We start from the raw sequence: 26,080 nt of genomic DNA on the forward strand, positions 1-26,080 counted from the left end.
AATTGTTCAGCATGATACGTGAACGCCCGTCAGAGGTGGGTGGGAAACGATTGGTGCTCTACCGCGCCTTAGCCAATTTCCCCACCCGCAACACCAACCACAACGCCCCCGCAATCAACACCCCGCCATACGCATGCGCCATCGACAACGGCTCATCCAGCAGCAACGCCCCCCACAGCACCCCAAACGGCGGAATCATAAACGTCACCGTCATCGACTTGACCGGCCCGATAGATGACAGCAGGCGGAAATACAGGATGTAGGCAAACGCCGTACACACCAGCCCCAACCCGAGCAATGACAGCCACACCTGCCAACCCCCCCAACTCGCAGGTGGGTGGCTGATGGCGCTGTAGGCGAAGAAGGGCAGCAGAAACAAGGTGGCGCCGAGCATGCTGCCCAGCGCCGCGAGCCGGCTGTCCAGCCCGCCGCGTTGGTCCAGCCAACGCCGCGCCAGGAAACCGGCGAAGCCATAGCAGGTGGTGGCCAACAGGCAGGCCAGCGCGCCCATCAACAATGGCAGATCAAACGCCACCGGCCCGGCGCGGGTCAGTACGCCCACGCCGAACAGGCCCAGGCTCACCCCGGCGATTTTCGACGGCGTCAGGCGTTCGCTGAAGAACAGCCCGCCAATCAACACGCCCATTAAGGGCGTGGTGGCGTTGAAGATGGCCGAGTAGCCTGCGGGCAGCACTTGGGCCGCCACCGAGTACATGGTCGCGGGAATCCCGGAGTTGATCACGCCCAGCAGCAGGACAGTCTTGAATTTGCCCTGAAAATCCCAGTTCACGCGCATCAATGTGAGGATGACCAGCAGGCCGGCGGCGGCAATCGACACGCGAAAAAACGCGGTCGGCACCGTGCCGATTTCCGGCGCGATGATGCGCATGAACAGGAAACTCGCGCCCCAGATGGCAGCCAGCCCCAGCAGGTACAGGGTGTCGACAGGTCTCACGAAACACTCCTACATCAATAAGGCGGCGAGTGTTGCCCAGAGGCCTGCTCGACACAATCGCTAATTACACGACAAACTGCGTCGCCAGGCATTAAGGTCCACGCGCCAGGCGAGACAGTGGCTGGCCGCTGACGTTTCAGTAGCGCCCGTGGCGTGTACAGCCCGTGCGCAAAAATCCTCCTTCTCCTGCCCCCATTCACTGGCTAAGCTCAGTGCTTCCAGATACCCGCTAGAGGTTTCCCGCATGTCGCCACCCGCTCTCGCTATCGCCCGCATGATCCTCGACGGCTTCGACGATTACCGTGAGCACTTCCGCCAGATCACCATGGGCGCCCGCGAACGGTTTGAGAAGGCTCAGTGGCAGCAGGGGCAGGCGGCGTCGGCGGCGCGTATCAACGTGTACGAAGAAAAAGTCGCAGAAGTGACGGTGCGCCTGCGGGCGAGCTTCGATAAGGCTGCGTTGCTGGAAATCGACACGTGGCCGCTGGTAAAGAGCGCGTATATCAGCCTGATCGACCTGCGTTTTGACGATGAGCTGTCCGAGACCTGGTACAACTCGATCTTCTGCGGCCTGTTCAGCCATGACCTGATCAGCGACGGCTGCATGTTCATCCACACCACGCGGCCGAGCCTGCGCCGGGCGCGCGCGGCGCAAACCCGCGTGTATAAACCTGCGGGCGAGCTGGCGTCGATGCTCGCGCAGGTCTTCGCCGATTACGCGTTCAGCGAACCTTACGCCGACCTGGCGGCCGACCTGCGCCGCCTCGAAACCCAACTGCGCGAGAACCTGCCCGACTGGGTGTGCAAAGACCCGGACCTCAACGTCGAGCTGTTTTCCTCGGTGCTCTACCGCAATAAAGGCGCCTATCTGGTCGGGCGCATCTACACCCGCGACGAACAATGGCCGCTGGTGATCCCGCTGCTGCACCGCGAAGGGCGCGGCATCCAGATCGATGCGCTGATCACTGACGAAGCCGATGTGTCGATCATTTTCTCGTTCACCCGTTCCTACTTCATGGTCGACGTGCCGGTGCCGGCGGAGTTCATCGGTTTTCTCAAACGCATCCTGCCGGGCAAGCACATCGCTGAGCTGTACACCTCCATCGGCTTTTACAAGCACGGCAAGTCGGAGTTTTACCGCGCGCTGATCAACCACCTGGCCACCACTGATGATCAGTTCATCATGGCGCCTGGCGTGCGCGGCATGGTTATGAGCGTGTTCACGCTGCCGGGCTTCAACACGGTGTTCAAGATCATCAAGGATCGTTTTTCGCCCTCGAAAAACGTCAGCCGCGCCACGGTGATCGAGAAGTATCGCCTGGTTAAAAGCGTCGACCGGGTAGGGCGTATGGCCGACACCCAGGAGTTCGCCGACTTCCGCTTTCCCTTGAGCAAGTTCGAGCCCGAGTGCCTGGCTGAGCTGCTGGAGGTCGCTGCGGGCACGGTGGAGGTGGAAGGCGACACCGTGCTGATCCGCCACTGCTGGACCGAACGGCGCATGACCCCGCTCAATCTCTACCTCGACAACGCCAACGACGCCCAGGTGCGCGAGGCTTTGGAGGATTACGGCCTGGCCATCAAGCAACTGGCGGCGGCGAATATCTTCCCCGGCGACATGTTGCTGAAAAACTTCGGCGTGACTCGTCACGGTCGCGTGGTGTTCTACGACTACGACGAAATCTGCTTTCTCACCGAAGCGAACTTCCGCCACATCCCCGCACCGCGCACGCCCGAAGACGAAATGGCCTCGGAGCCTTGGTACTCCATCGGCCCGCTGGATGTGTTTCCCGAAGAGTTCCCGCCGTTCCTGTTCGCCGACGCCGGCCAGCGCAAGCTGTTCGATGAGCTGCACGGTGAGCTGTACAACGCCGACTACTGGAAAGGCCTGCAAGAGGCGATTCGCGCCGGCAAGGTCATCGACGTGTTCCCGTACCGGCGCAAAGACCGCGATAACGAATGAGGGGCGCGCGTGTTGGCGGTTTTCTGCGACAATCCGGCCCCTGCATAAATAGACGACCCATACGTACCTGATGACTGACCAAGCGCCTGCAATCGACCCACTGCTCAAAAACCTCGATCACGCCATGCTCGCCGACCGCCACCGCTTGCGGCGCCAGTTGCTTGAGCTACGCAAGAAGCCCGACGAGCAGAAGCTGGCGCAGTGGGTCACGCGCATGCAGGCGTCCTGCGCCCAGGTCACGGCGCGGCGGGCCAGCCTGCCGGTGATTCGCTACGACGACAGCCTGCCGATTGCCGCCAAGCGCGATGAAATCAAGGCTGCGTTGAACAAGCATCAGGTGCTGATCATTGCCGGTGAGACGGGGTCGGGTAAAACCACCCAGTTGCCGAAAATCTGCCTGGAAATCGGCCGTGGCCAGTACGGCCTGATTGGCCACACTCAGCCACGCCGAATTGCTGCGCGCAGTGTCGCCAGCCGCGTCGCCGAAGAACTGGCCACGCCGTTGGGCGCGTTGGTCGGCTACCAAGTGCGCTTCGAAGACCAGAGTGACGCCAACACCCTGATCAAACTGATGACTGACGGTATCCTGCTGGCCGAGACTCAGAACGACCGTTACCTGGAACGCTACGACACGATCATCGTCGACGAAGCCCACGAACGCAGCCTGAACATCGACTTCCTGCTCGGCTACTTGAAAACCTTGCTGCCGCGTCGCCCCGACCTGAAAGTTATCATCACCTCGGCGACCATCGACCTGGAGCGCTTTTCCAAGCATTTTGACGATGCCCCGATTGTTGAGGTGTCGGGTCGCACCTTCCCGGTGGACACTTGGTACCGTCCGCTGACCCTGGAGCAGGACGAGGAGGGCAACCGCGTCGAGGACGACTTGACCGTCGACCAGGCGATCCTCGCCACCCTTGATGAAATCGCCGCCTATGAGCGCAGTGAACGCCGCAGCCCTGGCGATGTGCTGGTGTTCTTGCCGGGCGAGCGCGAGATTCGTGACGCCGCCGAGATGCTGCGCAAGGCTCAGCTCAAGCACACCGAAATTCTGCCGCTGTACGCGCGCCTCTCACCGGCCGAGCAGCAGCGTATTTTCCAGTCTCACCCGGGCCGGCGCGTGGTGCTGGCGACGAACGTTGCGGAAACCTCGCTGACCGTGCCGGGCATTCGCTACGTGATCGACAGCGGCACTGCGCGCATCAGCCGCTACAGCTACCGCGCCAAGGTGCAGCGCCTGCCGATCGAGGCGATTTCCCAGGCCAGCGCCAACCAGCGTAAAGGTCGGTGCGGGCGGGTCGAGCCGGGGATTTGCATCCGCTTGTACAGCGAAGAAGACTTTATCGGCCGCCCGGAATTTACCGACCCGGAGATCCTGCGCACCAACCTTGCCGCCGTGATCCTGCAGATGCTGCACCTACGCTTGGGCGAGATCACCGATTTCCCGTTCATCGAGCCGCCGGACGGCAAGGCCATCAGCGACGGGTTTAACCTGCTGCAAGAACTCTCGGCGGTGGACCGTAACAGCCAGCTTACGCCGCTGGGGCGCCAACTGGCGCGCCTGCCGGTGGACCCGCGCATGGGCCGCATGCTGCTCGAAGCCGCCAAGCTCGGCAGCTTGCAGGAGGTGTTGATCGTCGCCAGTGCGATGTCGATCCAGGACCCGCGCGAGCGTCCACCCGAGCGTCAGCAAGCCGCCGACCAGGCCCACGCCCAGTGGAAGGATGCGGATTCCGACTTTGCCGGGTTGGTTAACCTGTGGCGCGGTTTTGAAGAGCAACGCCAGGAGCTGACGGCCAGCCCGTTGCGCAACTGGTGCCGTAAGAACTTCCTGAATTACTTGCGGCTGCGCGAGTGGCGCGACGCTCACCGCCAGTTGAGCCTGATCTGCCGCGACATGCAGTTGACGATTAACAAAGAGCCGGCGGACTTTGCCAAGCTGCATAAGGCCGTATTGTCCGGCCTGCTTAGCCAGATCGGGCAGAAAACCGAAGACGGTGATTACCTCGGGGCGCGCCAGCGGCGCTTCTGGATTCACCCTTCCTCGGGCATCGGCAAAAAACGCCCGCAATGGCTAATGACTGCCGAACTGGTGGAAACCACCAAGCTGTATGCGCGCATGGTGGCGAAGATCGACGCCGACTGGATCGAGCCGTTGGCGGGCCACCTGATCAAGAAAAACCACTTCGAACCGCACTGGGAAAAAAAGCGCGGCCAAGTGGTGGCGTTTGAACAAATCACCCTGTTCGGGCTGATTGTGGTCGGGCGTCGGCCGGTGCATTACGGGCCGATTGACCCGGTGGTGTCGCGCGAGCTGTTTATCCGCGAAGGCTTGGTGCGTGGCGCGATTCAGTCGCGGGCCAAGTGTCTGACGGCCAACCAGCAACTGCTGGAACAGCTCGACGAACTGGAAGCCAAGGCGCGCCGTCGTGACATTCTGGCGGATGAGGAAACCCTGTACGCCTTCTACGATGCGCGCTTGCCGGCAGAGATCCACCAGACTGCCACGTTCGACAGCTGGTACAAGGTCAACAGCCAGAAAGACCCGCAGCTGCTGATCATGCGCGAAGAAGACGTGCTGGCCCGCGAGGCCAGTGAAGTCACCGCCCTGCATTACCCTGACACCCTGCACCTGGGCGACTTGGAACTGGCCCTGAGTTACCACTTCGAACCCAACCACCCGCGCGACGGCGTGACCCTGCGCGTGCCGGCGCCGCTGCTGCCGGCGTTACCGCCGGAGCGTCTGGAATGGCTGGTGCCGGGTGTGATCGAGGCCAAGTGCATCGCGCTGGTGCGCAACTTGCCCAAAGCGCTGCGCAAAAACTTTGTACCGGTGCCGGATTTCGTCAAGGCGGCGCTGCAACGCATCGAATTCGGCCAAGGCTCGCTGCCCCAGGCGCTGGGGCGCGAACTGCTGCGCATGACCGGTGCGCGGGTCAGCGATGAAGCCTGGGCCGAGGCGGCGCAGCAGGTGGAAAACCACCTGAAGATGAACCTGGAAGTGGTCGACGGCCAAGGCAAGTTCCTTGGCGAAGGCCGTGACCTGGCTGAGCTGACGGCACGTTTTGCCGAAGCCAGCCAGGCCGCGTTGGCCGTGCCGCAAACCGCGAAAAGCCAGCAGCCGGTGGAAGCCAAGGTGTTTGCGGCGGTGGCCGAGAAGACCCAGCAAAAGATCGCGGGCCTGTCGATGACGGTTTACCCGGCGCTGGTCGAAGAAAACGCTACGGTCAAGGAAGGGCGGTTCTCGACAGCCGCCGAGGCCGAGTTTCAGCACCGTCGCGCCTTGCAGCGTTTGCTGATGCAGCAATTGGCCGAACCGGCGAAGTTCCTGCGCGGTAAATTGCCCGGCCTGACCGAGCTGGGCCTGATGTACCGCGAGCTGGGCCGTATCGATGCGCTGGTCGAAGACATTCTGCTGGCCAGCCTCGACACCTGCGTGCTGGAAGGCGAAGCCAGCCTGCCGCGCGACGGTGCGGGCTTGGCCGCCTTGGCCGAACGCAAGCGCGGCAGTTGGACCGAGCACGCCGAACGCCTGGCCCGCCTGACCCTGGAAGTGCTGAAGCTCTGGCACGGTTTGCAGAAGCGTTTCAAAGGCAAGATCGACTTGGCCCAGGCGGTGGCCTTGAATGACATCAAGCAGCAGTTGAGCAACCTGGTGTACCCCGGTTTTGTGCGCGAAACCCCGGCGCAGTGGCTCAAGGAGTTGCCGCGGTTCCTCAAGGCCATCGAACTGCGCCTGGAGAAGTTGCCGAGCCAGGTGCAAAAAGATCGCGTGTGGAGTAACGAGCTGAGCGGCCTGTGGGCGCAGTACCAGAATCGCTTGAACAAGCACGCCCAAGAAGGCAAGCGCGACCCGCAGTTGGCGCTTTACCGCTGGTGGTTGGAGGAATATCGCGTGTCGTTGTTTGCCCAGCAGTTGGGCACCAAAGTGCCGATTTCTGATAAGCGATTGAGTAAGCAGTGGAGCCTGGTGGAGGCTTGAGGCCTTTCCCGGCGTTCACGGCAAGACCGATCCAGTGTGGGCGCCGGCCTGCCTGCGATGGCATCACCGTGGTTTGACTGATACACCGCAGTGTCTGCATCGCAGGCAAGCCAGTTCCTACAGGTGGACGGGGTTTATCCGGGATAATGGCGCCAAATCCTTGGGGTTGTGGCAAACTTCGCGGTTATAAATGCCGGGATCGCCGTGAAGGGCTGTTGCAGCCACGGCACCATGGAATAAAGCGTTGACAGTTTGATGCCCGCTGGACGGAATCGAACGACTTAAAGTTTGGTACGACGGTACCAATATCTTCTGCCTGACAGATTTAGAGGAACGACCGTGCATAACGTCGTCATCAGCGGCACTGGCCTGTACACCCCGGCCAACAGCATCTCCAACGAAGAGCTGGTGCAGTCTTTCAATGCCTATGTGCAGCAGTTCAATACGGCCAATGCCGCCGCTATCGAGCGCGGTGACGTGCAGGCACTGACTGAGTCCAGTGCGGCCTTTATCGAGAAGGCCTCGGGCATCAAGAGCCGGTTTGTCATGGACAAGGACGGCATTCTCGACCCGCAGCGCATGGCCCCGCGCCTGCCTGAGCGCAGCAATGACGAGTGGTCGGTGCTCTGCCAGATGGCCATCGGTGCCGCCGAGCAAGCCCTGCAGCGCGCCGGCAAAACCGCCGCCGACATCGACGGCGTGATCGTCGCCTGCTCCAACCTGCAGCGCGCCTACCCGGCCATCGCCATTGAAGTGCAGGAAGCTCTGGGCATCGAAGGTTTCGGTTTTGACATGAACGTGGCCTGCTCGTCGGCGACCTTCGGTATCCAGAACGCCGCCAACAGCATCCAACTGGGCCAGGCCCGGGCGATCCTGATGGTCAACCCGGAAGTCTGCACCGGCCACCTGAATTTCCGCGACCGTGACAGCCACTTCATCTTTGGTGACGCGGCCACGGCGGTGATTCTTGAGCGCGCTGACCTGGCGACCTCCGAGCACCAGTTCGATGTGGTGAGCACCAAACTGCTGACCAAGTTCTCCAACAACATCCGCAATAACTTCGGCTTCCTCAACCGCACGGCAGAAGAGGGCATCGGCGCGCCCGACAAGCTGTTCGTGCAGGAAGGCCGCAAGGTGTTCCGTGATGTCTGCCCGATGGTCGCCGAATTGATCGGTGTGCACCTGGAAGAAAACCAGCTGAATGTGGCCGATGTGAAGCGCTTCTGGCTGCACCAGGCCAACTTGAGCATGAACCACCTGATCGTGAAAAAACTGCTGGGCCGCGAAGCCTCGGTGCAAGAAGCACCGGTGATTCTCGACACCTACGCCAATACCAGCTCGGCGGGCTCGGTGATTGCCTTCCACACATACCAGGACGACTTGCCAAAAGGTTCTGTGGCGGTGCTCAGCTCGTTCGGCGCAGGCTATTCGATCGGCAGCGTGATCCTGCGTAAACGCTAAACGCGGTCAATGGGGGGGCCGGCCAGCCAGCTCCCACAGGAATCGGTTTGCCACACTGATTGGGTTTGCACTTTGAAATCGAGGTTCTGAATGGCAGCAGCGGACGACGCGCACCTGCTCGAACGGCTGCTCAAGGGCGAGCAGCGGGCCTATAAAGAATTGGTCATCACCTACCAGAGCGCGATGCGCGCGGTGGCCTATGCCATCGTCGGCCAGCGCCATGCCGACGAAGTGGTCCAGGACGCGTGGTTGTCGGTGGTGCGTAACCTGGCCAAGTTCGAAGGGCGTTCCAGCCTCAAGACCTGGCTGCTGACGATCACGGCCAACGCCGCCAAGGGCCGCTATAAGCAAAATCGCCGGGAAGTGTTGCTCGACGATTTGCCCTCGCCCCACGGCACCATCGGTGACGATCGGTTCGTCCCCGACGATGGCCACTGGGCCGTCGCCCCCTATGCCTGGCACCAGGACACCCCAGAAGCCTTGCTGACCGAAGATGAGTTGCGCAAATGCCTGGAACACACGTTGCTGAGTTTGTCGGAGTTGCAAAGCAGCGTGCTGGTGCTGCGTGAGCGCCAGGGATTGGAGTTGGAAGAAATCTGTAATCTTCTGACCCTGTCGCTCTCCAATGTCCGTGTGCTGTTGCATCGAGCACGGCTTAAAGTCTTCGCGACGGTGGAGCATTTTGAGGAAACGGGCGAATGTTGACCTGTAAAGAGCAAGTGGCGCGTTCCAGTGACTATCTCGATGGGCAATTGACCTTTCGTGAGCGTCTGATGGTGCGTCATCACCTGATGTTTTGCCCTAACTGCCGGCGATTTATCCGTCAGATGCGCCTGATGCAGGCGACATTGAAGCTCATGCCGGAGGAACCGGTCAGCGACGCTGATGATTTGGCTACACGGTTGGCAGCCGAGCGGTTGAAGGGTCAGTAAAGTCTGCGAAGGGCAGGCTCGCGTGGGGGCGTCGAACGGATGATGGGGATCGAACCACCCACGCAAGGCTGTTAAAACTACCTCGGGCCGTCCTGGCCCAAGGCTTATTGCATACACACTTAGAACTTGGCTTCGGCATCCAACTGTAGGGTGTTGGTGTTGGCATCACGCTGCGTGCGGCTGGCGTAGTCAGCCTTGGTCAGGAAGTACGTGGCGCCGAGGGCGAAGTTCTTGTCGATGTCGTAGCTGACCTTCATCTTATGGCCGCGCGAACCGGTGGTGCCGTTGGCGAAGTCCGAGTCAGTGAAGGCGCCCACCACAGCGTTCCGCTGGACATCGCGGTAGTTGTAGTCGAGGTTAAAGCCAAACACCTTGGACTTGGCACCGATCAACCAGGCGGTGTCCTGATCGGTCACGGCATCGTTGTTTTTCACGTACTGGCCGTAGAACGCCAGCGGTACAGCCAGGCCACTGATGTCAGCCTGGGCAAACCCTTCATACAGGCGGAACTGGTTGTCGGCCGAGTTACCGTTGACCGCCAGTGCGCAAGGCGTGGTGGTCGTTGTGCAACGGCTGTCCTTGTCATTCTGGTAGGCGTAGACACTGCCGCCCAGGGTCATTTTCAGGTTGTCGGTCACCGAGAAACGCGTACCCAACTGGCCGGAAGTCAGGCGCAGGTCGTGGCGAAATTGCACGCCGTCGCCATCGACGTTGTCCTTGAGGTTGTAGTTACCCAGGCTGCCGAACAGTTCGGCGCTGCTGCCCAATGGGTATTTGTAGGTCAGGGCCAGGCCTTCCGGGTTGATATCGCTATCCCAGATCACGTCGCCCATGTTGACCCACGGCTGGAGCATTTTGCCGCCGATCACGTGCAGGTTCTTGATCTGGTCCGGGTGGTAGTCGATGTAGCCGAGGTCCAGCCAGATCGACTTCTTGTCGAAGTAGTTGTCCTGGTCCTGGTTGGTCGAGCGCGCGTCGTCGCTGCTGCCGGTGGCAATCCGGATGCCGGTGTCAACCTGCGAGTTGATCTCGGTGTAAGCACCCAGGCGGGCACGGATGCGCTGACGGTCCTTGTCACGGCCACCGTTGTTGGATTCGCCCTGGATCTTCACGGTTTCCTGACGGAAGCGTACGTCACCCTTGAGCTGAGTCTTGGCAGCCCAGGCCAGCTTCTGATCGAACACGCTCAGGTCGTTGGTTTTTTTCGCGGTGGCCGCGATCTGCTCATTGGTCTCTTGTTGAGCTTGCTGTGCGATCTGCTTTTCTTTCTGGTCCTTGGCCAATTCCGCTTGCAGTTCGGTGTACTGCGCAGCGGTGATCTGGCCGTTGGCCTTGAGCATGTCGAGCAATTTAGCGTCGACTGCGGCGCTGGCCGGAACGCTCAGGGCCAGCAACAGGCCGCCACATAGGAGCGCCGCAGGTTTAGTGGAAGCAAGACGCATATCAATCTCCGAAAGTGAGGAGGGATGGCAAACCATCCAGGACACAACCGACCGATGACGGACGGAAAATAGCCACCTGGTAGAACCAGGCGCTCTAAAAACAGGCGTCAGTATCGCGAGCACTTATGACTGAACAGTGGCTAATTGATGTCATGTAGATGACAAAATATTTAGAAACGGAACGGTTGTTCTTAGGTCGTGTCACGCGATTTGAAGATGTGCATTGCCGGGCGATAAGCGATACTCGCGAGGCTTTCACGCCCCCGATGTAGTGAGGATGCCGATGCCGTTGCAACGCCTGGACAACCTGTCCGAAATCGCCCCAGAGGTTTGGGACGCCCTCGTGGCCCAGGCCCAGCCCTTTGTGCGGCATGCGTTTTTGAGCGCACTGGAAGACAGTGCCAGCCTGGGCCCGCAATCGGGCTGGCAGCCCGAGCACTTGCTGCATTGGGAAGGCGACCGCTTGGTGGCGGCTTTACCCAGTTATCGCAAATGGCATTCCTACGGCGAGTACGTGTTTGATCACGGTTGGGCGGATGCCTGTGAGCGCGCCGGTATTGATTACTACCCCAAGTTGCTGACGGCGGTGCCGTTCAGCCCGGTCAGCGGGCCGCGCTTGCTGGCGAGGAACGCTGAGGACGGTGTTGAGCTGCTGAACAGCCTCCCGGGCTACCTGGAAATCGAAGGACTTTCCAGCGCCCATATCAATTTCACTGACCCATTGGCGGACGCTGCTCTGGCCGGGCAGCCCGGCTGGCTGCAGCGTTTGGGCTGCCAGTTTCATTGGCAGAATCGCGGCTATCGCGACTTCCAGGACTTCCTCGACGCTTTGAGTTCACGCAAGCGCAAACAGATGCGTAAAGAGCGCGAACACGTGGCGGGGCAGGGCATTGAGTTCGAATGGTTGCAAGGCCATGAACTGAGCGAAGCACAATGGGATTTCGTCTATGCCTGCTACGCCAACACCTACGCGGTGCGTCGCCAGTCGCCGTACCTGACGCGTGCGTTTTTCAGCCTGTTGGCCGAGCGCATGCCCGAGGCGATCCGCGTGGTGCTGGCCAAACAAGGCGCACGCCCGGTGGCCATGGCTTTCAGCCTGATCGGTGGCGACAGCTTCTACGGGCGTTATTGGGGCTGCCTGGCGGAGTTCGACCGCCTGCATTTTGAGACCTGCTTCTACCAAGGCATGGACTACGCCATCGCCCACGGCCTGCAGCGCTTCGACGCCGGTGCCCAGGGCGAGCACAAGTTGATTCGTGGGTTTGAGCCGGTGATTACCCGTTCATGGCATTACCTGCGCCACCCGGGGTTGAAGCATGCCGTCGAGGACTTCCTGGAGCGCGAGCGCGTGGGGATTTTGGCGTATGCCGAAGAGGCAAGGGCAGCCCTGCCTTATCGCCAGGGCTGAACCATCGGTCTGGCGAGCCCACCCAAAAGTGAAGAAACCTTTTATCCTGTATGTACAAAAGTACATACAGGATGTGCCATGCTTTTTGAGTGGGATGACTCCAAAAATAAAGCCAATATTGCCAAGCACGGCATCGATTTTAATGACGTTCCAGATATCTTTCGGCATCCAATGCTGGCCTTACGCGATGATCGGGCAGATTATGGCGAAGAGCGTTGGATCAGTATTGGCTGGATAAAACTGTTAATGGGTGTGGTCGTATACACCGAACGGTGTGGTGATGTGATCCGAATCATCTCTGCCCGAAAAGCAACCAAGAAGGAGGCCAAATACTATGACGCAAACATCGAAAACTGATTGGGAGCGCCTGGCCAAGATGAGTGATGAAGAAATCGATACCAGCGATATTCCTGAGCTGGACGCCGAGTTTTTCCGGCGTGCGGAGCTACGTGTGCCGGTGAAGCAGGCGGTTACTATTAGACTGGATGCTGATGTTCTTGAGTGGTTCAAAGGTCAGGGTACTGGCTACCAGACGCGCATCAATCAGCTACTGCGCCAGTACATGCAGGCCCATCAAGGCTGACGACAGCTTATTTAACTCAGCCCTGCCTTATCGGCAGGGCTGAACCCGTTTGCCTCAGGCCGGTTCCTCCTTGCCCAGCCATCGATAGGTCACGCCGCCGATTACCGCGCCAAGGATCGGCGCGAGCCAGAACAGCCATAACTGTTGAAGCGCCCACCCGCCGACGATCAGTGCCGGGCCGGTACTGCGCGCCGGGTTGACCGAAGTGTTGGTCACGGGAATGGAGATCAAGTGGATCAGGGTCAAGGCCAGGCCAATGGCGATGGGCGCGAGGCCCGGCGGGGCACGACGGTCGGTGGCGCCGAGGATGATCAGCACGAACATCGCCGTCATCACCAGTTCACAGACAAACCCTGCTGCCAGTGAGTAACCACCGGGCGAATGCTCGCCATAGCCATTGGAAGCCAGGCCCGTCGCCAGTTCGAACCCCGGTTTGCCGCTGGCAATGAAGTACAACAGCGCAGCGGCGACGGTGCCGCCGATCACCTGCGCGATGATGTAAGCCGGTAACTCCTTGGCCGCAAACCGCCCGCCCACGACCAGCCCCACTGACACTGCCGGGTTGAGATGGCAGCCGCTGATATGCCCGATGGCGAACGCCATGGTCAACACCGTGAGCCCGAATGCCAAGGCTACACCCAGCAGGCCAATCCCGACGGCGGGAAACGCTGCGGCCAACACCGCACTCCCGCAACCGCCCAACACCAGCCAAAACGTACCTAACCCCTCTGTGACTGAACGTTTGAACAAAGACATGCAGCACGTCCTTGATAGATCGCTCTACCCAATCAGTAAATCAGTGATGCTCCCTGCAGATTTACTTCAGCGCCCCTCTGGGCACTGCTTTGATTGAAGCAGGCTTTGTAAGCAAGTCCAGGCCATAAAAAAGCGCCAGGGCCCATGAATAGGGAACCTGGCGCTGATTGAGTGTGGGGGCTGGCTTGCCTGCGATTGCGGTTATTGAGCGACAATGATGTCGCCTGATGCACTGTCATCGCAGGCAAGCCACACACATTGTTCATCGGTGTACTTTTAATCGATGCCGACAAAACCTCCGGTCTGGTGTTGCCACAACCTTGCATACAACCCGCCATGGGCCAGCAACTCGGCGTGGTTGCCGGTCTCGGCGATTTGCCCTTTCTCCAGCACCACCAATCGGTCCATCCGCGCAATCGTCGACAACCGGTGCGCGATCGCAATCACCGTCTTGCCCTGCATCAGCGTTTCCAGGCTTTCCTGGATCGCCGCTTCGACTTCCGAGTCCAGCGCCGAGGTGGCCTCGTCCATGATCAGGATCGGCGCGTCCTTGAGCAGCACCCGCGCGATGGCGATGCGCTGGCGTTGACCACCGGACAGTTTTACCCCGCGCTCACCCACATGGGCATCCAGCCCGGTGCGCCCTTCGGCGTCCGACAGCAACGGAATGAACTCATCGGCGCGGGCCTTGCGGATGGCGGCGGTGAGTTCCTCGTCGGTGGCATCCGGCTTGCCGTACAGCAGGTTGTCACGGATCGAGCGGTGCAGCAGCGAGGTGTCCTGGGTGATCATGCCGATCTGTGCGCGCAGGCTTTGCTGGGCGACCTCGGCGATGTTCTGGCCATCGATCAGGATGCGTCCGCCTTGCAGGTCATACAGGCGCAACAGCAGGTTGACCAGGGTCGACTTGCCCGCGCCGGAGGGGCCGATCAGGCCGATCTTTTCCCCGGCCTTGATGTTCAGGTTCAAGCCGCCAATGATTCCGCTCTTCTTGCCGTAGTGGAAGTCCACCTGGTCGAAGCGCACTTCGCCATGCGGCACGTTCAGGTGCGGCGCATTCTCGCGGTCGGTGACCGCCAGCGGCGCAGCGATGGTTTTCAGGCCGTCCTGCACGATGCCGATGTTTTCGAAAATGCCGTTGACCACCCACATGATCCAGCCCGACATGTTGACGATGCGAATCACCAGGCCGGTGGCCAAGGCAATCGCACCGACGGAGATCAGCGACTGCGTCCACAACCACAACGCCAGGCCGGTGGTGGTGACGATCAGCAGGCCGTTCAAGATGGAAATCGTCACGTCCATGCTGGTCAGCACGCGGGCGGCCAGCTGGGTTTTTTCGGTCTGCTCGATGATTGCTTCCTTGGCGTATTCCTGCTCATTTTGCGTATGGGCGAACAGCTTCAAGGTGGTGATGTTGGTGTAGCCATCGACAATGCGGCCCATCAGTTTGGAGCGCGCTTCGGAGGAGATCACCGAGCGTTCCTTTACGCGCGGCACGAAGTAACGCAAGGCCAGGCTGTAGAAAATGATCCAGGTGATCAGCGGCATCATCAGCCGCCAGTCAGCCTCGGCAAACAGCACCAGGGCGCTGATCGCATAGATCGACACGTGCCAGATGGCTTCCGCCGTCGCCACCGCCGAGTCACGCAGTGAATTGCCGGTTTGCATGATGCGCTGGGCGATACGCCCGGCGAAATCGTTCTGGAAGAAATTCAGGCTCTGCTTGAGCACGTAGCTGTGATTCTGCCAACGGATCAGGCTGGTCATGCCGGGGTTGATGGTCTGGTGCACCAGCAAATCATGCAGGCCGTTGAAGATCGGGCGTAGCAACAGCGCGACCACGGCCATCCAGATCAGCTCGGTGCTGTGAATCTGGAAGAAGTTGGCGGGTGGTGTGCCTTGAGCCAGGTCGATGATGCGGCTGAGGTAGCTGAACAACGCCACTTCGATCAGTGCGCCGATCAGACCGACGACCAGCAAGGCGGCAAAGCTTGGCCACACTTGGCGCAGGTAGTAGAGGTAGAAGGGCAGGACTTTGTCGGGTGGCGCGTCAGTGGGGGCGGCGCGGAAGATATCGATCAGTTGTTCAAAACGACGATAGAGCATTAGGTTGACGCCCGCCTGGCGGGCTCTCCTGTTCAAATGCGCGCGGTGCCTTGTGGGCACCGCGCGGGGCTACCTGAGGAACGCCCTGCAGACCTCAGTCGATGCGCTTGGCCGACTTGATCAGAACAGGATCGATAGGCACGTTCTGCATGCCTTGCTTGGTGGTGGTTTGCGAGTTGACGATCACATCGACCACGTCCATGCCTTTGACCACTTTGGCGAACACGGCATAACCGGCGTCACGGCCTGGGTCGAGGAACGCATTGTCGGCGACGTTGATGAAGAACTGGCTGGTGGCCGAATTCGGGTCATTGGTGCGCGCCATCGACAGGGTGCCACGTACGTTATGCAGGCCGTTGCTGGCTTCGTTCTTGATAGGGGCTTCGGTCGGCTTTTGCGACATCTGCGCGGTGAACCCGCCGCCCTGGACCATGAAACCCGGGATCACGCGGTGGAAAATCGTGTTGGTGTAGAAGCCCTTGTCGACATAGGCCAGGAAGTTCTTGGTGCTGATCGGCGCCTTGACCGGGTCCAGTTCGATTTCAATGTTGCCATTGGTGGTGGTGATCAGGACGTGAGGCGCTTTGACGGGCTCGGCGGCCATCAGGTTGGCGGCGAACAAAACAGAACCGGCAAAGAAGGCGATTTTTTTCAACATGGGTCAGTGATCCTGGGTAGTGGTTTCGACTGTCTTTAGAAAATCGAGCAAGGTAGCGTTAAAGACTTCGGGTTGATCCAAGGGCGTGGCATGGCGGGAATCTTCGATCACCACCAGCCGCGCATCGGGCAGCAGTTTTACATAGATTTCTTTCTGCGCCACGGGCGTGTAGTCGTGGTCGGCGCTGATGACCAGGGTAGGACAGGTAATCCTGGAAAGTTGTTCCTGCACGCCCCAGCCCACAATCGCGTCAAAGCTGGCGAGATAAGCACGTTTGTCGTTTTTTGCCCAGCGTTCGGCCATCTTGCGGCGCAGGTCGGCCTGGTGCGGTTTGGGGAACAGCCGGTCGCCCAACGCCTTGCCGATGGTGGCCAGGCTGAGCAATCGCGCCAGGCTCCAACGCTTGGCCCACTGCCAGTAGTCATCGGCGCTGCGCACCTTGACCTCGGGCGCGCTGTTGACGATGCACAGACTCTTGACCAGGCCGGGTTCGTCCACCGCCAACTGAAAGGCGATCATGCCGCCCATGGACAAGCCCACCACATGGGCGGGTGGCAGGTTCAAGTGTTCGATCAGGGCCAGCAGGTCGAAGGTGAAGCCTTGGATGCTGTAGCGCTCGCGGGGTTTGTCCGAGCGCCCGTGGCCGCGCACATCCACCACGATCAGGCGGTAATGCCGGGCCAGCACCGGGATCTGCAGCTCCCAATCCTGGCTGCTGGAGCCCAGGCCATGGATCAGGATCAGCGGGGTGCCGTGGCCGTATTCCTCGTAATGCAGGCTGCAGCCTTCATGGTCGAACCAGGCCATGCATGAACTCCGTTTCAGGCTTGCTCGGGGGCGGCGAAAGGCGCGTCCAGGGGAGCGGTGTCAAAGGTGCGCAGCAATTCTACGAGGATCTGTGTGGCTGGGCCCAGGGGTTTGTCCTTGTTCGCGTACAGGTAGAACGTCGGGTTGCGGCTGCCGCCCTTTTCCAAGGGTAGCTGCTTGAGCAGGCCTTCGTTGAGTTCGCGTTCGATCATGTGCCGGGGCAACCACGCAAAGCCCAGGCCGCTGCTGACGAAGGTCGCGGCGGTGGCCAGGCTGCCGACGGTCCAGCGCTGCTCGGCGCCCAGCCAGCCCACGTCCCGGGGCTGCTGGCGGCCGGAGTCGCGGATCACCACTTGCATCTGGCTTTCCAGGTCCTGGAAGCTCAGCGCGCGGTTGAGGCGATGCAGCGAATGGTCGGGATGGGCCACGGCGATAAATTCCACGTCACTCATTTCCGTACCCAGGTAGCCGGGGATGATGAAGCCGCTGATGGCAAGGTCGGCCATGCCATCAATCAACAACTCTTCTACGCCCGACAACACTTCTTCGCGCAGGCGCACGCGGCAACCACGGCTTTGCGGCATAAAGGCGGTGAGGGCACGCACCAGGCGCGCATTCGGGTAGGCGGCATCCACCACCAGCCGCACTTCGGCCTCCCAGCCCTGTTCCATATGGTGGGCGAGGTCTTCCAGTTGGCTGGCGTTTTTCACCAGTTGCCGAGAGCGGCGCAACAGCACTTCACCGGCATCGGTGAGCACCGCCTTGCGCCCATCGATGCGCAGCAGCGGCACGCCGAGTTGGTCTTGCATGCGCGCCACGGTGTAACTCACCGAGGATTGCGAGCGGTGCAGCGCTTCAGCCGCCTGGGCGAAGCCACCATGGTCGACCACCGCTTGCAGCGTGCGCCATTGATCGAGGGTAACGCGGGGCGCTTTCAAGATGAGCTCCTCTTGTCCTAAGCTGGCAGTCCTTATTGGAGACTGCCGAATGAGAAAATTCTGTTGTGTGTTGCTGGCGCTGCTGCCGATGAGCGCATTTGCCTATCCCATCGACGTGACAAAAAAAATCGACGGCGTGCAAGTGGACTACAGCGCCTCCGATGTGGACGGCGACATCAGTTCGATTCGACTCAATAACTACGGCACTGTCGATGCGGTGTGTTCAGTAACCTTCACTAACGGCCCGGAATCGCCGCGTAATCGCAAGGTCACGGTGCTGGCGGGCAAAAGCACCAACACAACCGTCAAGTTCAGCCGCGCCATCATCAAGATGCGCATCACCCTGGCTTGCGCCCCAAAATAAAGCAGCAGCGGAGCATGCCCACAGCAATACTCCGCTTATAAACAAATTTCTAGATGGGTTGTAGCAGTTTTTTGCGCTTTTTTATCGAATGAGCCCTGGTTAATCTTTTCTCCATCGTCTTACAGCACTTACAGATGGAGCCTACCTAGCCATGCCCAATGTTCTGATCATCGAAAGCAGCGCCCGCCAGCAGGGTTCTATCTCCCGCCAGCTGACCCAACAGTTCATCGGCCAATGGCAGGTCGCTCATCCGGCGGATCAGATCACTGTGCGTGACGTGGCGCTCAACCCGGTGCCGCACCTGGACGCCAACCTGCTCGGCGGCTGGATGAAACCTGCCGAACAGCGCAGCGGCATTGAACAGGCGTCCCTGGACCGTTCCAACGAATTGACCGACGAACTGCTGGCTGCCGACGTGCTGGTGATGGCTGCGCCGATGTACAACTTCGCCATCCCCAGCACCCTCAAAGCCTGGCTGGATCACGTTTTGCGCGCCGGTGTGACCTTCAAGTACACCGCCACCGGCCCTCAGGGTTTGCTCACCGGCAAGCGCGCCATTGTGCTGACAGCGCGGGGCGGCATCCACACCGGTGCCACCTCCGATCACCAGGAACCGTACCTGCGTCAGGTCATGGCCTTTATCGGGATTCATGACGTCACCTTCATTCATGCTGAAGGGGTGAACCTGAGCGGGGACTTCCAGGAGAAGGGCATCAACCACGCTAAAGCGCTGCTGGCTCAGGTCGCTTGATCGTTTAATCGTCACATAATCGCGTGGTGTTTATATCGCTCCACGCAAACCCTTCAAGTACGCGTATCGAACCTCCCTTTGCACTTGTTGCTCCTGAGTGCTCCTGCCCGACTGACGCTTTAGCGAGGTCGGGTTTTTTTTGCCTCGAGTTTCGTCAAACACCGAAAACCCTTAAAGTCGCGCCCATTCGAAACGAGGCGCGCATGGGCTATCTACTGGTTGTCACCCTGATTCAGGCATTTTCCTTCAGCTTGATCGGCGAATACCTCGCCGGTCACGTCGACAGCTACTTCGCCGTGCTGGTGCGCGTGGTATTGGCTGGGCTGGTCTTTATCCCGCTGACCCGCTGGCGCTCGGTCGAACCTGCGTTCATGCGCGGTATGTTGGTGATCGGCGCGCTGCAGTTCGGCGTGACCTACGTGTGCCTGTACCTGAGTTTTCGTGTGCTCACCGTGCCGGAAGTGCTGCTGTTCACCATTCTCACGCCGTTGCACGTGACTCTGATCGAAGACGCCCTCAACCGGCGCTTCAACCCTTGGGCGTTGATCGCTGCACTGGTGGCAGTGGGCGGGGCGGCGGTAATCCGCTTCGACCAGATCACCCCGCACTTCCTCGGCGGCTTTTTGCTGCTGCAACTGGCCAACTTCACCTACGCGGCCGGGCAGGTGATGTACAAGCACCTGGTGGCGCGTTATCCGAGTGATTTGCCGCATTACCGGCGCTTCGGCTATTTCTACCTGGGCGCCTTGATCGTGGTGTTGCCGGCATTCGTGCTGTTCGGCAAGGCCGACTTCCTGCCGCAGGCGCCACTGCAATGGGGCGTGTTGGTGTTCCTCGGGTTGGTCAGCACCGCGCTGGGCATGTACTGGTGGAACAAGGGCGCCTGCCTGGTCAACGGCGGCACCTTGGCGGTGATGAACAACCTGCATGTGCCGGTGGGGTTGCTGCTGAACTTGCTGATCTGGAACCAGCATGAGCCGCTGGGGAGGCTGGCGTTGGGCGGGTTGGTGATTTTGGGCGCGGTGTGGATCAGCCGACTGGGCGTGCGCAAAGTGCCGACTCACCGCTGAGTCTCTGTGGGAGCGGCAAGCCCGCTCCCACAGGTGGTTGGCGAAGTTAGATAGAACGGTGTTCCAGGCTAGGCAAATGACTGGCCCCCAACACCGCTGGCAACATCCCTGCCCGCAAGTCACCGCCACTCGGCTGCTGATACAGACTCAAGCCGAACTCCGGCAACACCGCCAGCAGATAATCAAAAATATCCCCCTGAATGCGCTCGTAATCTGCCCACGCCGTGGTGCGCGTGAAGCAGTAGATTTCCAGCGGCACGCCCTGGGCGGTGGTTTGCATCTGGCGCACCATGCAGGTCATGTTCGGCTGGATGTCCGGGTGGCTTTTCAGATAGGCCAGGGCATAGGCGCGGAAGGTGCCGAGGTTGGTCATGCGGCGGCGGTTGGCTGACAGCTGCGAGCTGTCGCCCTGGGCTTCGTTCCAAGCCTTGAGTTCGGCCTGCTTGCGGCCTATGTAGTCGGTGAGCAGGTGAACCTGGGTCATGCGTACTTCTTCGTCGTCACGCAGGAAACGCACGCCGCTGGCGTCGATGTACAGGCAGCGCTTGATGCGGCGCCCGCCGGACGCCTGCATGCCGCGCCAGTTCTTGAACGACTCTGACATCAGGCGCCAGGTCGGAATCGAGACGATGGTCTTGTCGAAATTCTGCACTTTGACTGTGTGCAGGGTGATGTCCACCACGTCACCGTCGGCGCCGACCTGGGGCATTTCGATCCAGTCGCCGACCCGCAGCATATCGTTGCTGGTCAATTGCACACTGGCGACGAACGACAGCAGCGTGTCCTTGTACACCAACAAGATCACCGCCGACATGGCACCCAAACCGGACAGCAGCAACAGCGGCGAACGGTCGATCAGGGTGGCGACGATGATGATCGCGGCAAACACGAACAGCACCATTTTTGCCAATTGCACATAGCCCTTGATCGAGCGGGTGCGCGCATGTTCAGTGCGCGCGTAGATATCCAGCAGCGCGTTGAGCAGGGCACTCACAGCCAGTGTCATGAACAGGAGGGTGAACGCCAGGGCCACATTGCCGATAAACAGCGTGGCGGTCTTGCTCACGTCCGGCACCAGGTACAGGCCGAACTGGATCACCAGGGACGGCGTCATCTGCGCCAGGCGGTGGAAGACTTTGTTATGCCGCAGGTCATTGAGCCAGTGCAGCGCCGGTTGCCGGCCGAGCAATTTGACGGCGTGGAGGATGAGGTAGCGTGCGACCCGTCCAACCAGCAGGGCCACCACCAGCAATACCAGCAAACCTAGGCTTGCATGCAGCAGCGGGTGCTGATCGAGGGCGCCCCAAAGGTCTTGGATGTTGAGCCAGAACTGTTTGATATCCATGGGTGAAACCGATTCCTCTGTAAGACAACACGGGCCGATTAGAGCATTTAAGTGCGACAAAGTTGACGTTGTAGACAAATATCCTGACAAAAAAGCAGCTGATTAGCCCCGTTCGCGTAAAGAAACTCGGTTTGGACGCCCGAAACCGTTACCCTATGCAGCTGATATTTTGTATTTCTTCGAGGTAGCACCCGTGTTTTCCCAATTCGCCCTGCACGAACGCCTGCTCAAAGCCGTGGCCGAGCTTAAATTTGTCGAGCCTACGCCTGTGCAAGCAGCGGCCATCCCGCTCGCGCTCCAAGGGCGTGACCTGCGGGTGACGGCTCAAACCGGGAGTGGCAAGACCGCCGCTTTCGTCCTGCCGATTCTGCACCGCCTGATCGGTCCGGCTAAAGTCCGTGTCAGCATCAAGACCTTGATCCTGCTGCCGACCCGCGAGCTGGCCCAGCAGACCCTGAAAGAAGTGGAGCGCTTCTCGCAGTTCACCTTCATCAAGTCCGGCCTGATCACCGGCGGCGAAGACTTCAAGGTCCAGGCCGCTATGCTGCGCAAGGTGCCGGATATTCTGATCGGCACGCCAGGGCGCATGATCGAGCAACTCAACGCCGGCAACCTCGACCTCAAGGAAGTTGAAGTGCTGGTGCTCGACGAAGCCGACCGCATGCTCGACATGGGCTTTGCCGACGACGTGCAGCGCCTGGTGGCTGAATGTGTGAATCGCCAGCAGACCATGCTGTTCTCCGCCACTACTGGCGGCTCTACCCTGCGCGACATGGTCGCCAAAGTCCTGAACAACCCTGAGCACTTGCAGGTCAACAACGTCAGTGACCTGAACGCTACCACGCGTCAGCAGATCGTCACTGCCGACCATAACGTGCACAAAGAACAGATCCTGAACTGGCTGTTGGCCAACGAGACCTATCAGAAGGCCATCGTGTTCACCAACACCCGTGCTGCCGCTGACCGTATTTATGGTCGTCTGGTGGCACAGGACTACAAAGCGTTCGTGCTGCACGGTGAGAAAGACCAGAAGGACCGCAAGCTGGCCATTGACCGTCTGAAGGCCGGCGGCGTGAAGATCCTGGTTGCCACCGATGTCGCCGCTCGCGGCCTGGACGTGGATGGCCTGGACATGGTGATCAACTTCGACATGCCCCGCAGCGGCGACGAATATGTGCACCGTATCGGGCGTACCGGGCGTGCCGGCAACGATGGCCTGGCGATCTCGCTGATCTGCCACGGCGACTGGAACCTGATGTCGAGCATTGAGCGCTACCTCAAGCAGTCGTTCGAGCGCCGCACCATCAAGGAAGTCAAAGGCACCTACACCGGGCCGAAGAAGGTCAAGGCGTCGGGCAAGGCGGTTGGCGTGAAGAAGAAAAAAGTCGACGCTAAGGGCGACAAGAAAAAGGCCGGTGCCAAGTCGCCGACCAAGCGCAAGATTACCAACCGGCCGAAGACCGACAACCTGTCGCTCGTCAGCAAGGACGGCATGGCGCCGCTCAAGCGTCGTAAGCCAGAAGCGCCGGCTGCCGAGTAAGGCTGCGCGAGCATAAAAAAACCGGACGATGTCCGGTTTTTTTATGCCTTCAGTTGTTTGTCTCGCCAGCCGCTTTATCGAGGTCTTTAAGGCGCTGATCGATCAATTGGCATTTGTCGGGTAAATCCGCGGCCGCCGTGTCCATGTCCATTTTCTGCAGCTCTGCATTCATTTCCTTGGCCTTGGTTGGGTTCTGTTTAGTGAGCTTGGTCACTTCCTGGGCCAGTTGTTCGCGTTTCGCGGTGGCTTCTTCAGGCGTACACGCCCAGGTGGGCAACGCGGTCAGCAGCGTGGCGGCAATGGCCAGGTTTATCAGCGTTTTCATGGTAGGACCTCCTTGGCAGTAGTGTTCAGTTGAGGTGGCGAACGTCTGGAAAGTTCCGAGAAATGGCACCCGTCTATTCGGCTGAACGGTCAGTGACGAGGCATGTCACACCTCTAGACGGGCTAACTTTTCATTGGCCTGCAGGAGGAATCAGGATGACGACTTACAATTGGGATTTGATTGAACGCCTGCTGCATGAAGTGCAGAACGGCGAAGGCAGCTTTGCACCGCGCAAGTATGCCGAGCAGGAAGCTGTGGAGAAGGCTACCGCGGGCGAGTCCACGGGCAATTTGGATGCGTTGAAAAAGACCGCTGCCGATTACGAAGCGCTGCTGTTCAAGCGTGGGTTTATCGAATCGCGACCGGAGGAAGAGGGCGGTAATGGTGAGAATTTCATCCTGACCGCGTTGGGCGCTCAGTTGCTGGCGCTGATCGACAGCTCCATCCCGGGCAATGATCATCCTCGCCAAGTCTTGGATGAGCAGCCTGATGCATTGGACCCAGAGACGTTTGCTGAAGTGGCCTCGAAGGCGCAAATCGCTTAAAGCGCAGAGTCGCACATTTTAAACGGGAGCGGCCTTAAGGCACGTGAGCGTCTTGAAATCGCTGCGCACGCTGTCGATTTTTTGCGTCAGCTTCAGCCTCTGCTGCACACTGCTTTCGGCCATCAGGTCGACAATCAGGCTGCGTGCGGCCGTTTCCGTCTGCGCATACGCAACTTTGTATGCCGCAGTCCATAGGCTTTCACGGTCCACCAGCAATTGTTGGATTTTCTGTGGGAAGTCCGCGTTTTGACGCTGCTGCACCGCGGTGATGAGTTGTGCCTGCCACCGGGCACGGTTGCCGATCCATTCCTGGTTCTGTTCACCCAAGGCAATAGACCACGCCATAACCCGATTTTGCTGGCTGGCACTGAGCGGGCCGATCCAGGCGTCCAGGCGTTTGTTCATGCGCTGGGCGCGCTCCTTGATTTGCTGCGCCAGGGGCGGTTTGAGGTATTCGTCCTGGCGCTTACGCAAGTCTTTGGCCAGGGCGTCGCTCATGTTTTGGACCTGCTGATCGTCCAAGCCTTGCAGCAGTTGGATGGCTGAAGGGGTAATTTCGCGCGCCACCTCGGCAATCGCCTGCTTGGCTTCGGCGGTACGCGTCTGCAGTGCGGCGTCAGTTACCTGATTGCTGTCGACCATCTGTTGCAGGCGATTAAGCCAATCCAGGTAGCCCGGCAGCTGCGTGGTGCAGTGCCAGGCCAGGTGCTCCTTGAGCGTGTCGTTGAACCAGCTCTTTTGCCCGGCATTCATGTCCAGGTAGTCGTTGAGGGTCCAGGGAATAATCACGTCCAGATTGCGGTAGGCCAGGCCCACGCGATTGCAGCCGGCGAGCACTAGGCTCAAGGTCAGCAATATCACCAGAAATTTGAGCCGACGCAGCATGGGCGATTCCTTGCGCAGAGGAGGTTAATGCATGTGAACCCGCGCTGTGGGCGACAGTTCAGCCCATCAATAAAACGGCCGCACAGCCTTTAAGGTCAAGAGACCGTCGCATTGCGAGTTGTGTCCGGAGTAGGCCGAACAATCGCCGCCGCTGAGGCTTGAGTCGCTGTAGATCAGGTCCAGGTCGACGCCCTTCCACGCGCGGGAGAGTTGTACCGACCAATCACTGAAGCGATTGATGGCACCGCTTTCCACCGAGGCCGGGGTGCCCAATTGGTGCGTGGTGTACTTCATGCTGACGCCGATGCCGAAAGGCTGCGTGCCGCCAAGGTCGGCAAACAGAGTGCTGTCCTGGCGGTCGGGGTCGTTGCTGAAGGAGACGCCAAAGCGATTACCCAATAGATTCAAGCCGCCGTAGAACTCCTGACTGTCGAGGGGGCTGAGCTTGGGGTAGCTGTAATGGATCAGGCCCACTTCATAACCCAGGGTTTTGTCAAAAGGGCGCTTGAAACCCATGTAGGAATCGACTTCGAGGTTATTGGCAGATGAAAGCCCCATGTTCGGCGAGAATTGGCCGAAATACAGGCCGCTGTCATGGCTCAGGTCCAGGCCGCCATGAAATGAGTCACTGCCAGGGGACGTAGGCTTTACGAGGCCTTGGGCCATGCTACGACTTGGCGTAGTGCCCAATTTCAGGTCGAAATCGCCCAACTCACGCTGAAAAATCTGCGCTTGCGCAAAGGGGCTTGCCGCCAGGGCAGTTATCAGAAAAAAGCAGGGCTTGAGCATGCTTCACTCCATGAAAAGCGAGGAGCAGTGACAGGAAAAATTGGGCAGACGCCCGAGCTAGACGTGTGCAAGCATACCGACGAAAGCCTGAAGGTGAGGCCCGTTCGTCGATTAGCGCAATACCGGGTAGTGCAAAGAGGGTGTTTCAGGCTCTAGTCCTGGCGCCTTGAGGGCAAGACGCTTAGGGACTAGATGCAACGCCTTGGTGTGTTGCGTGAGTCTTATTTTTTGCCCAGGCTGATCTGCTTGGACGGGCCGAAAGTCTGGCCGCTCACGCCCTTGGCAATTTGCTGGATTTCGCCGCCGGACTTGAGGAACGCAGCAATCTGGCTGTTGATCGATTCGCTGGTTTCAACGGCTGGAGCTGGCTTTGCTTTGCTGTTGGATGCTTTTACGCGCATGGCGGCCACTAACCTGTAGAAAATTAACTTGGCCAGGCATCGTACAGGAAATACTTGACAATTGCTTGGCAAAT

The 26,080-nt window shown here is 59.8% G+C and carries 25 protein-coding genes; 13 read left to right on the top strand and 12 right to left on the bottom strand.

The features are described 5' to 3' along the window. Positions 1-58 precede the first annotated feature (58 nt). Positions 59-955 carry a DMT family transporter gene (locus E0F99_RS12065; protein ID WP_083357394.1) on the bottom strand — a complete coding sequence of 299 codons (897 nt, stop codon included), beginning with the start codon at positions 953-955 and terminating at the stop codon, positions 59-61. Positions 956-1,199: 244 nt separating this feature from the next. Here E0F99_RS12065 and aceK point away from each other — a divergent pair, with 244 nt between their 5' ends. The 5 genes from aceK (at position 1,200) to E0F99_RS12090 (ending at position 9,290) form a co-directional block, all read left to right on the top strand. Next, entirely contained in the window at positions 1,200-2,915 is a 1,716-nt protein-coding gene (gene aceK, locus E0F99_RS12070) for a bifunctional isocitrate dehydrogenase kinase/phosphatase (protein ID WP_083357395.1), read from the top strand. Between the two features lie 70 nt (positions 2,916-2,985). Next, positions 2,986-6,897 (top strand): ATP-dependent RNA helicase HrpA, encoded by a 3,912-nt coding sequence (gene hrpA / locus E0F99_RS12075; RefSeq protein WP_130908780.1) that lies wholly within the window; start codon positions 2,986-2,988, stop codon positions 6,895-6,897. Positions 6,898-7,236: 339 nt separating this feature from the next. Continuing rightward, the gene (locus E0F99_RS12080) at positions 7,237-8,358 is read left to right on the top strand and encodes a beta-ketoacyl-ACP synthase III (RefSeq protein WP_083357397.1); all 1,122 of its coding nucleotides are present in this window, start codon (positions 7,237-7,239) and stop codon (positions 8,356-8,358) included. 90 nt (positions 8,359-8,448) lie between these two features. Continuing rightward, complete coding sequence (locus tag E0F99_RS12085; protein ID WP_083357398.1) at positions 8,449-9,063, top strand: RNA polymerase sigma factor; 615 nt, start codon at positions 8,449-8,451, stop codon at positions 9,061-9,063. Beyond that, complete coding sequence (locus E0F99_RS12090; RefSeq protein WP_083357399.1) at positions 9,057-9,290, top strand: anti-sigma factor family protein; 234 nt, start codon at positions 9,057-9,059, stop codon at positions 9,288-9,290. The genes E0F99_RS12085 and E0F99_RS12090 overlap by 7 nt, the downstream gene beginning before the upstream one ends. Before the next feature lie 119 nt (positions 9,291-9,409). Here E0F99_RS12090 and E0F99_RS12095 read toward each other — a convergent pair whose 3' ends face one another. Continuing rightward, positions 9,410-10,732 (bottom strand): putative porin, encoded by a 1,323-nt coding sequence (locus tag E0F99_RS12095; protein WP_130908781.1) that lies wholly within the window; start codon positions 10,730-10,732, stop codon positions 9,410-9,412. Positions 10,733-11,015: 283 nt separating this feature from the next. On the opposite strand from E0F99_RS12095, the gene E0F99_RS12100 reads away from it, so the two are divergent. From E0F99_RS12100 to E0F99_RS12110, 3 genes are all read left to right on the top strand, one after another. Then, a complete protein-coding gene (locus tag E0F99_RS12100) occupies positions 11,016-12,140 on the top strand; it encodes a GNAT family N-acetyltransferase (protein ID WP_083357401.1) in 1,125 nt (374 codons plus the stop codon). A 78-nt stretch (positions 12,141-12,218) separates the two neighbouring features. Further along, positions 12,219-12,497 (top strand): BrnT family toxin, encoded by a 279-nt coding sequence (locus tag E0F99_RS12105; RefSeq protein WP_083357402.1) that lies wholly within the window; start codon positions 12,219-12,221, stop codon positions 12,495-12,497. Beyond that, on the top strand, positions 12,475-12,723 hold the full coding sequence (locus E0F99_RS12110; protein ID WP_083357403.1) for a BrnA antitoxin family protein: 249 nt from the start codon (positions 12,475-12,477) through the stop codon (positions 12,721-12,723). The genes E0F99_RS12105 and E0F99_RS12110 overlap by 23 nt, the downstream gene beginning before the upstream one ends. A 54-nt stretch (positions 12,724-12,777) precedes the next feature. Here the strand turns inward: E0F99_RS12110 and aqpZ are convergent, their stop codons facing one another. The 5 genes from aqpZ to E0F99_RS12135 form a co-directional block, all read right to left on the bottom strand. Further along, positions 12,778-13,479 (bottom strand): aquaporin Z, encoded by a 702-nt coding sequence (gene aqpZ / locus E0F99_RS12115; protein WP_083357404.1) that lies wholly within the window; start codon positions 13,477-13,479, stop codon positions 12,778-12,780. A gap of 276 nt (positions 13,480-13,755) precedes the next feature. Then, the gene (locus tag E0F99_RS12120) at positions 13,756-15,588 is read right to left on the bottom strand and encodes an ABC transporter ATP-binding protein (RefSeq protein WP_083357405.1); all 1,833 of its coding nucleotides are present in this window, start codon (positions 15,586-15,588) and stop codon (positions 13,756-13,758) included. A gap of 94 nt (positions 15,589-15,682) precedes the next feature. After that, on the bottom strand, positions 15,683-16,246 hold the full coding sequence (locus E0F99_RS12125; RefSeq protein WP_083357406.1) for a peptidylprolyl isomerase: 564 nt from the start codon (positions 16,244-16,246) through the stop codon (positions 15,683-15,685). A 3-nt stretch (positions 16,247-16,249) separates the two neighbouring features. Further along, positions 16,250-17,053: an alpha/beta fold hydrolase gene (locus tag E0F99_RS12130; protein WP_083357407.1), complete on the bottom strand. Its 804-nt coding sequence runs from the start codon at positions 17,051-17,053 to the stop codon at positions 16,250-16,252. Positions 17,054-17,067: 14 nt separating this feature from the next. Further along, a complete protein-coding gene (locus E0F99_RS12135; RefSeq protein ID WP_083357408.1) occupies positions 17,068-17,991 on the bottom strand; it encodes a PA3225 family LysR-type transcriptional regulator in 924 nt (307 codons plus the stop codon). A 49-nt stretch (positions 17,992-18,040) separates the two neighbouring features. On the opposite strand from E0F99_RS12135, the gene E0F99_RS12140 reads away from it, so the two are divergent. The 3 genes from E0F99_RS12140 to E0F99_RS12150 all read left to right on the top strand — a co-directional run bounded on the left by E0F99_RS12140 (position 18,041) and on the right by E0F99_RS12150 (position 20,176). After that, complete coding sequence (locus tag E0F99_RS12140) at positions 18,041-18,355, top strand: 3-phosphoglycerate kinase (RefSeq protein WP_083357409.1); 315 nt, start codon at positions 18,041-18,043, stop codon at positions 18,353-18,355. A 151-nt stretch (positions 18,356-18,506) separates the two neighbouring features. Further along, a complete protein-coding gene (locus E0F99_RS12145) occupies positions 18,507-19,106 on the top strand; it encodes an FMN-dependent NADH-azoreductase (RefSeq protein ID WP_083357410.1) in 600 nt (199 codons plus the stop codon). Positions 19,107-19,309: 203 nt separating this feature from the next. Further along, the gene (locus tag E0F99_RS12150; RefSeq protein WP_083357411.1) at positions 19,310-20,176 is read left to right on the top strand and encodes a carboxylate/amino acid/amine transporter; all 867 of its coding nucleotides are present in this window, start codon (positions 19,310-19,312) and stop codon (positions 20,174-20,176) included. A 46-nt stretch (positions 20,177-20,222) separates the two neighbouring features. Here E0F99_RS12150 and E0F99_RS12155 read toward each other — a convergent pair whose 3' ends face one another. After that, the gene (locus E0F99_RS12155) at positions 20,223-21,521 is read right to left on the bottom strand and encodes a mechanosensitive ion channel family protein (protein ID WP_083357412.1); all 1,299 of its coding nucleotides are present in this window, start codon (positions 21,519-21,521) and stop codon (positions 20,223-20,225) included. A gap of 193 nt (positions 21,522-21,714) precedes the next feature. Between E0F99_RS12155 and E0F99_RS12160 the strand changes: the two genes are divergently transcribed. After that, the gene (locus E0F99_RS12160) at positions 21,715-23,061 is read left to right on the top strand and encodes a DEAD/DEAH box helicase (RefSeq protein ID WP_083357413.1); all 1,347 of its coding nucleotides are present in this window, start codon (positions 21,715-21,717) and stop codon (positions 23,059-23,061) included. Between the two features lie 49 nt (positions 23,062-23,110). On the opposite strand, the gene E0F99_RS12165 is transcribed toward E0F99_RS12160, so the two are convergent. Next, complete coding sequence (locus E0F99_RS12165; RefSeq protein ID WP_083357414.1) at positions 23,111-23,386, bottom strand: hypothetical protein; 276 nt, start codon at positions 23,384-23,386, stop codon at positions 23,111-23,113. Positions 23,387-23,541: 155 nt separating this feature from the next. Between E0F99_RS12165 and E0F99_RS12170 the strand changes: the two genes are divergently transcribed. Continuing rightward, positions 23,542-23,931, top strand: a complete 390-nt coding sequence (locus E0F99_RS12170; protein ID WP_083357415.1) for a transcriptional regulator — start codon at positions 23,542-23,544, stop codon at positions 23,929-23,931. A gap of 18 nt (positions 23,932-23,949) precedes the next feature. Here the strand turns inward: E0F99_RS12170 and E0F99_RS12175 are convergent, their stop codons facing one another. From E0F99_RS12175 to E0F99_RS12185, 3 genes are all read right to left on the bottom strand, one after another. Then, entirely contained in the window at positions 23,950-24,816 is an 867-nt protein-coding gene (locus tag E0F99_RS12175; protein ID WP_083357416.1) for a DUF6279 family lipoprotein, read from the bottom strand. Between the two features lie 66 nt (positions 24,817-24,882). Beyond that, positions 24,883-25,605 (bottom strand): TorF family putative porin, encoded by a 723-nt coding sequence (locus E0F99_RS12180; RefSeq protein WP_083357417.1) that lies wholly within the window; start codon positions 25,603-25,605, stop codon positions 24,883-24,885. 221 nt (positions 25,606-25,826) lie between these two features. Beyond that, entirely contained in the window at positions 25,827-26,006 is a 180-nt protein-coding gene (locus tag E0F99_RS12185; protein ID WP_003193095.1) for a hypothetical protein, read from the bottom strand. Positions 26,007-26,080: the final 74 nt, after the last annotated feature.

Source organism: Pseudomonas antarctica (assembly GCF_900624995.1).
GTDB classification, from domain to species: Bacteria; Pseudomonadota; Gammaproteobacteria; order Pseudomonadales; family Pseudomonadaceae; genus Aquipseudomonas; species Aquipseudomonas antarctica.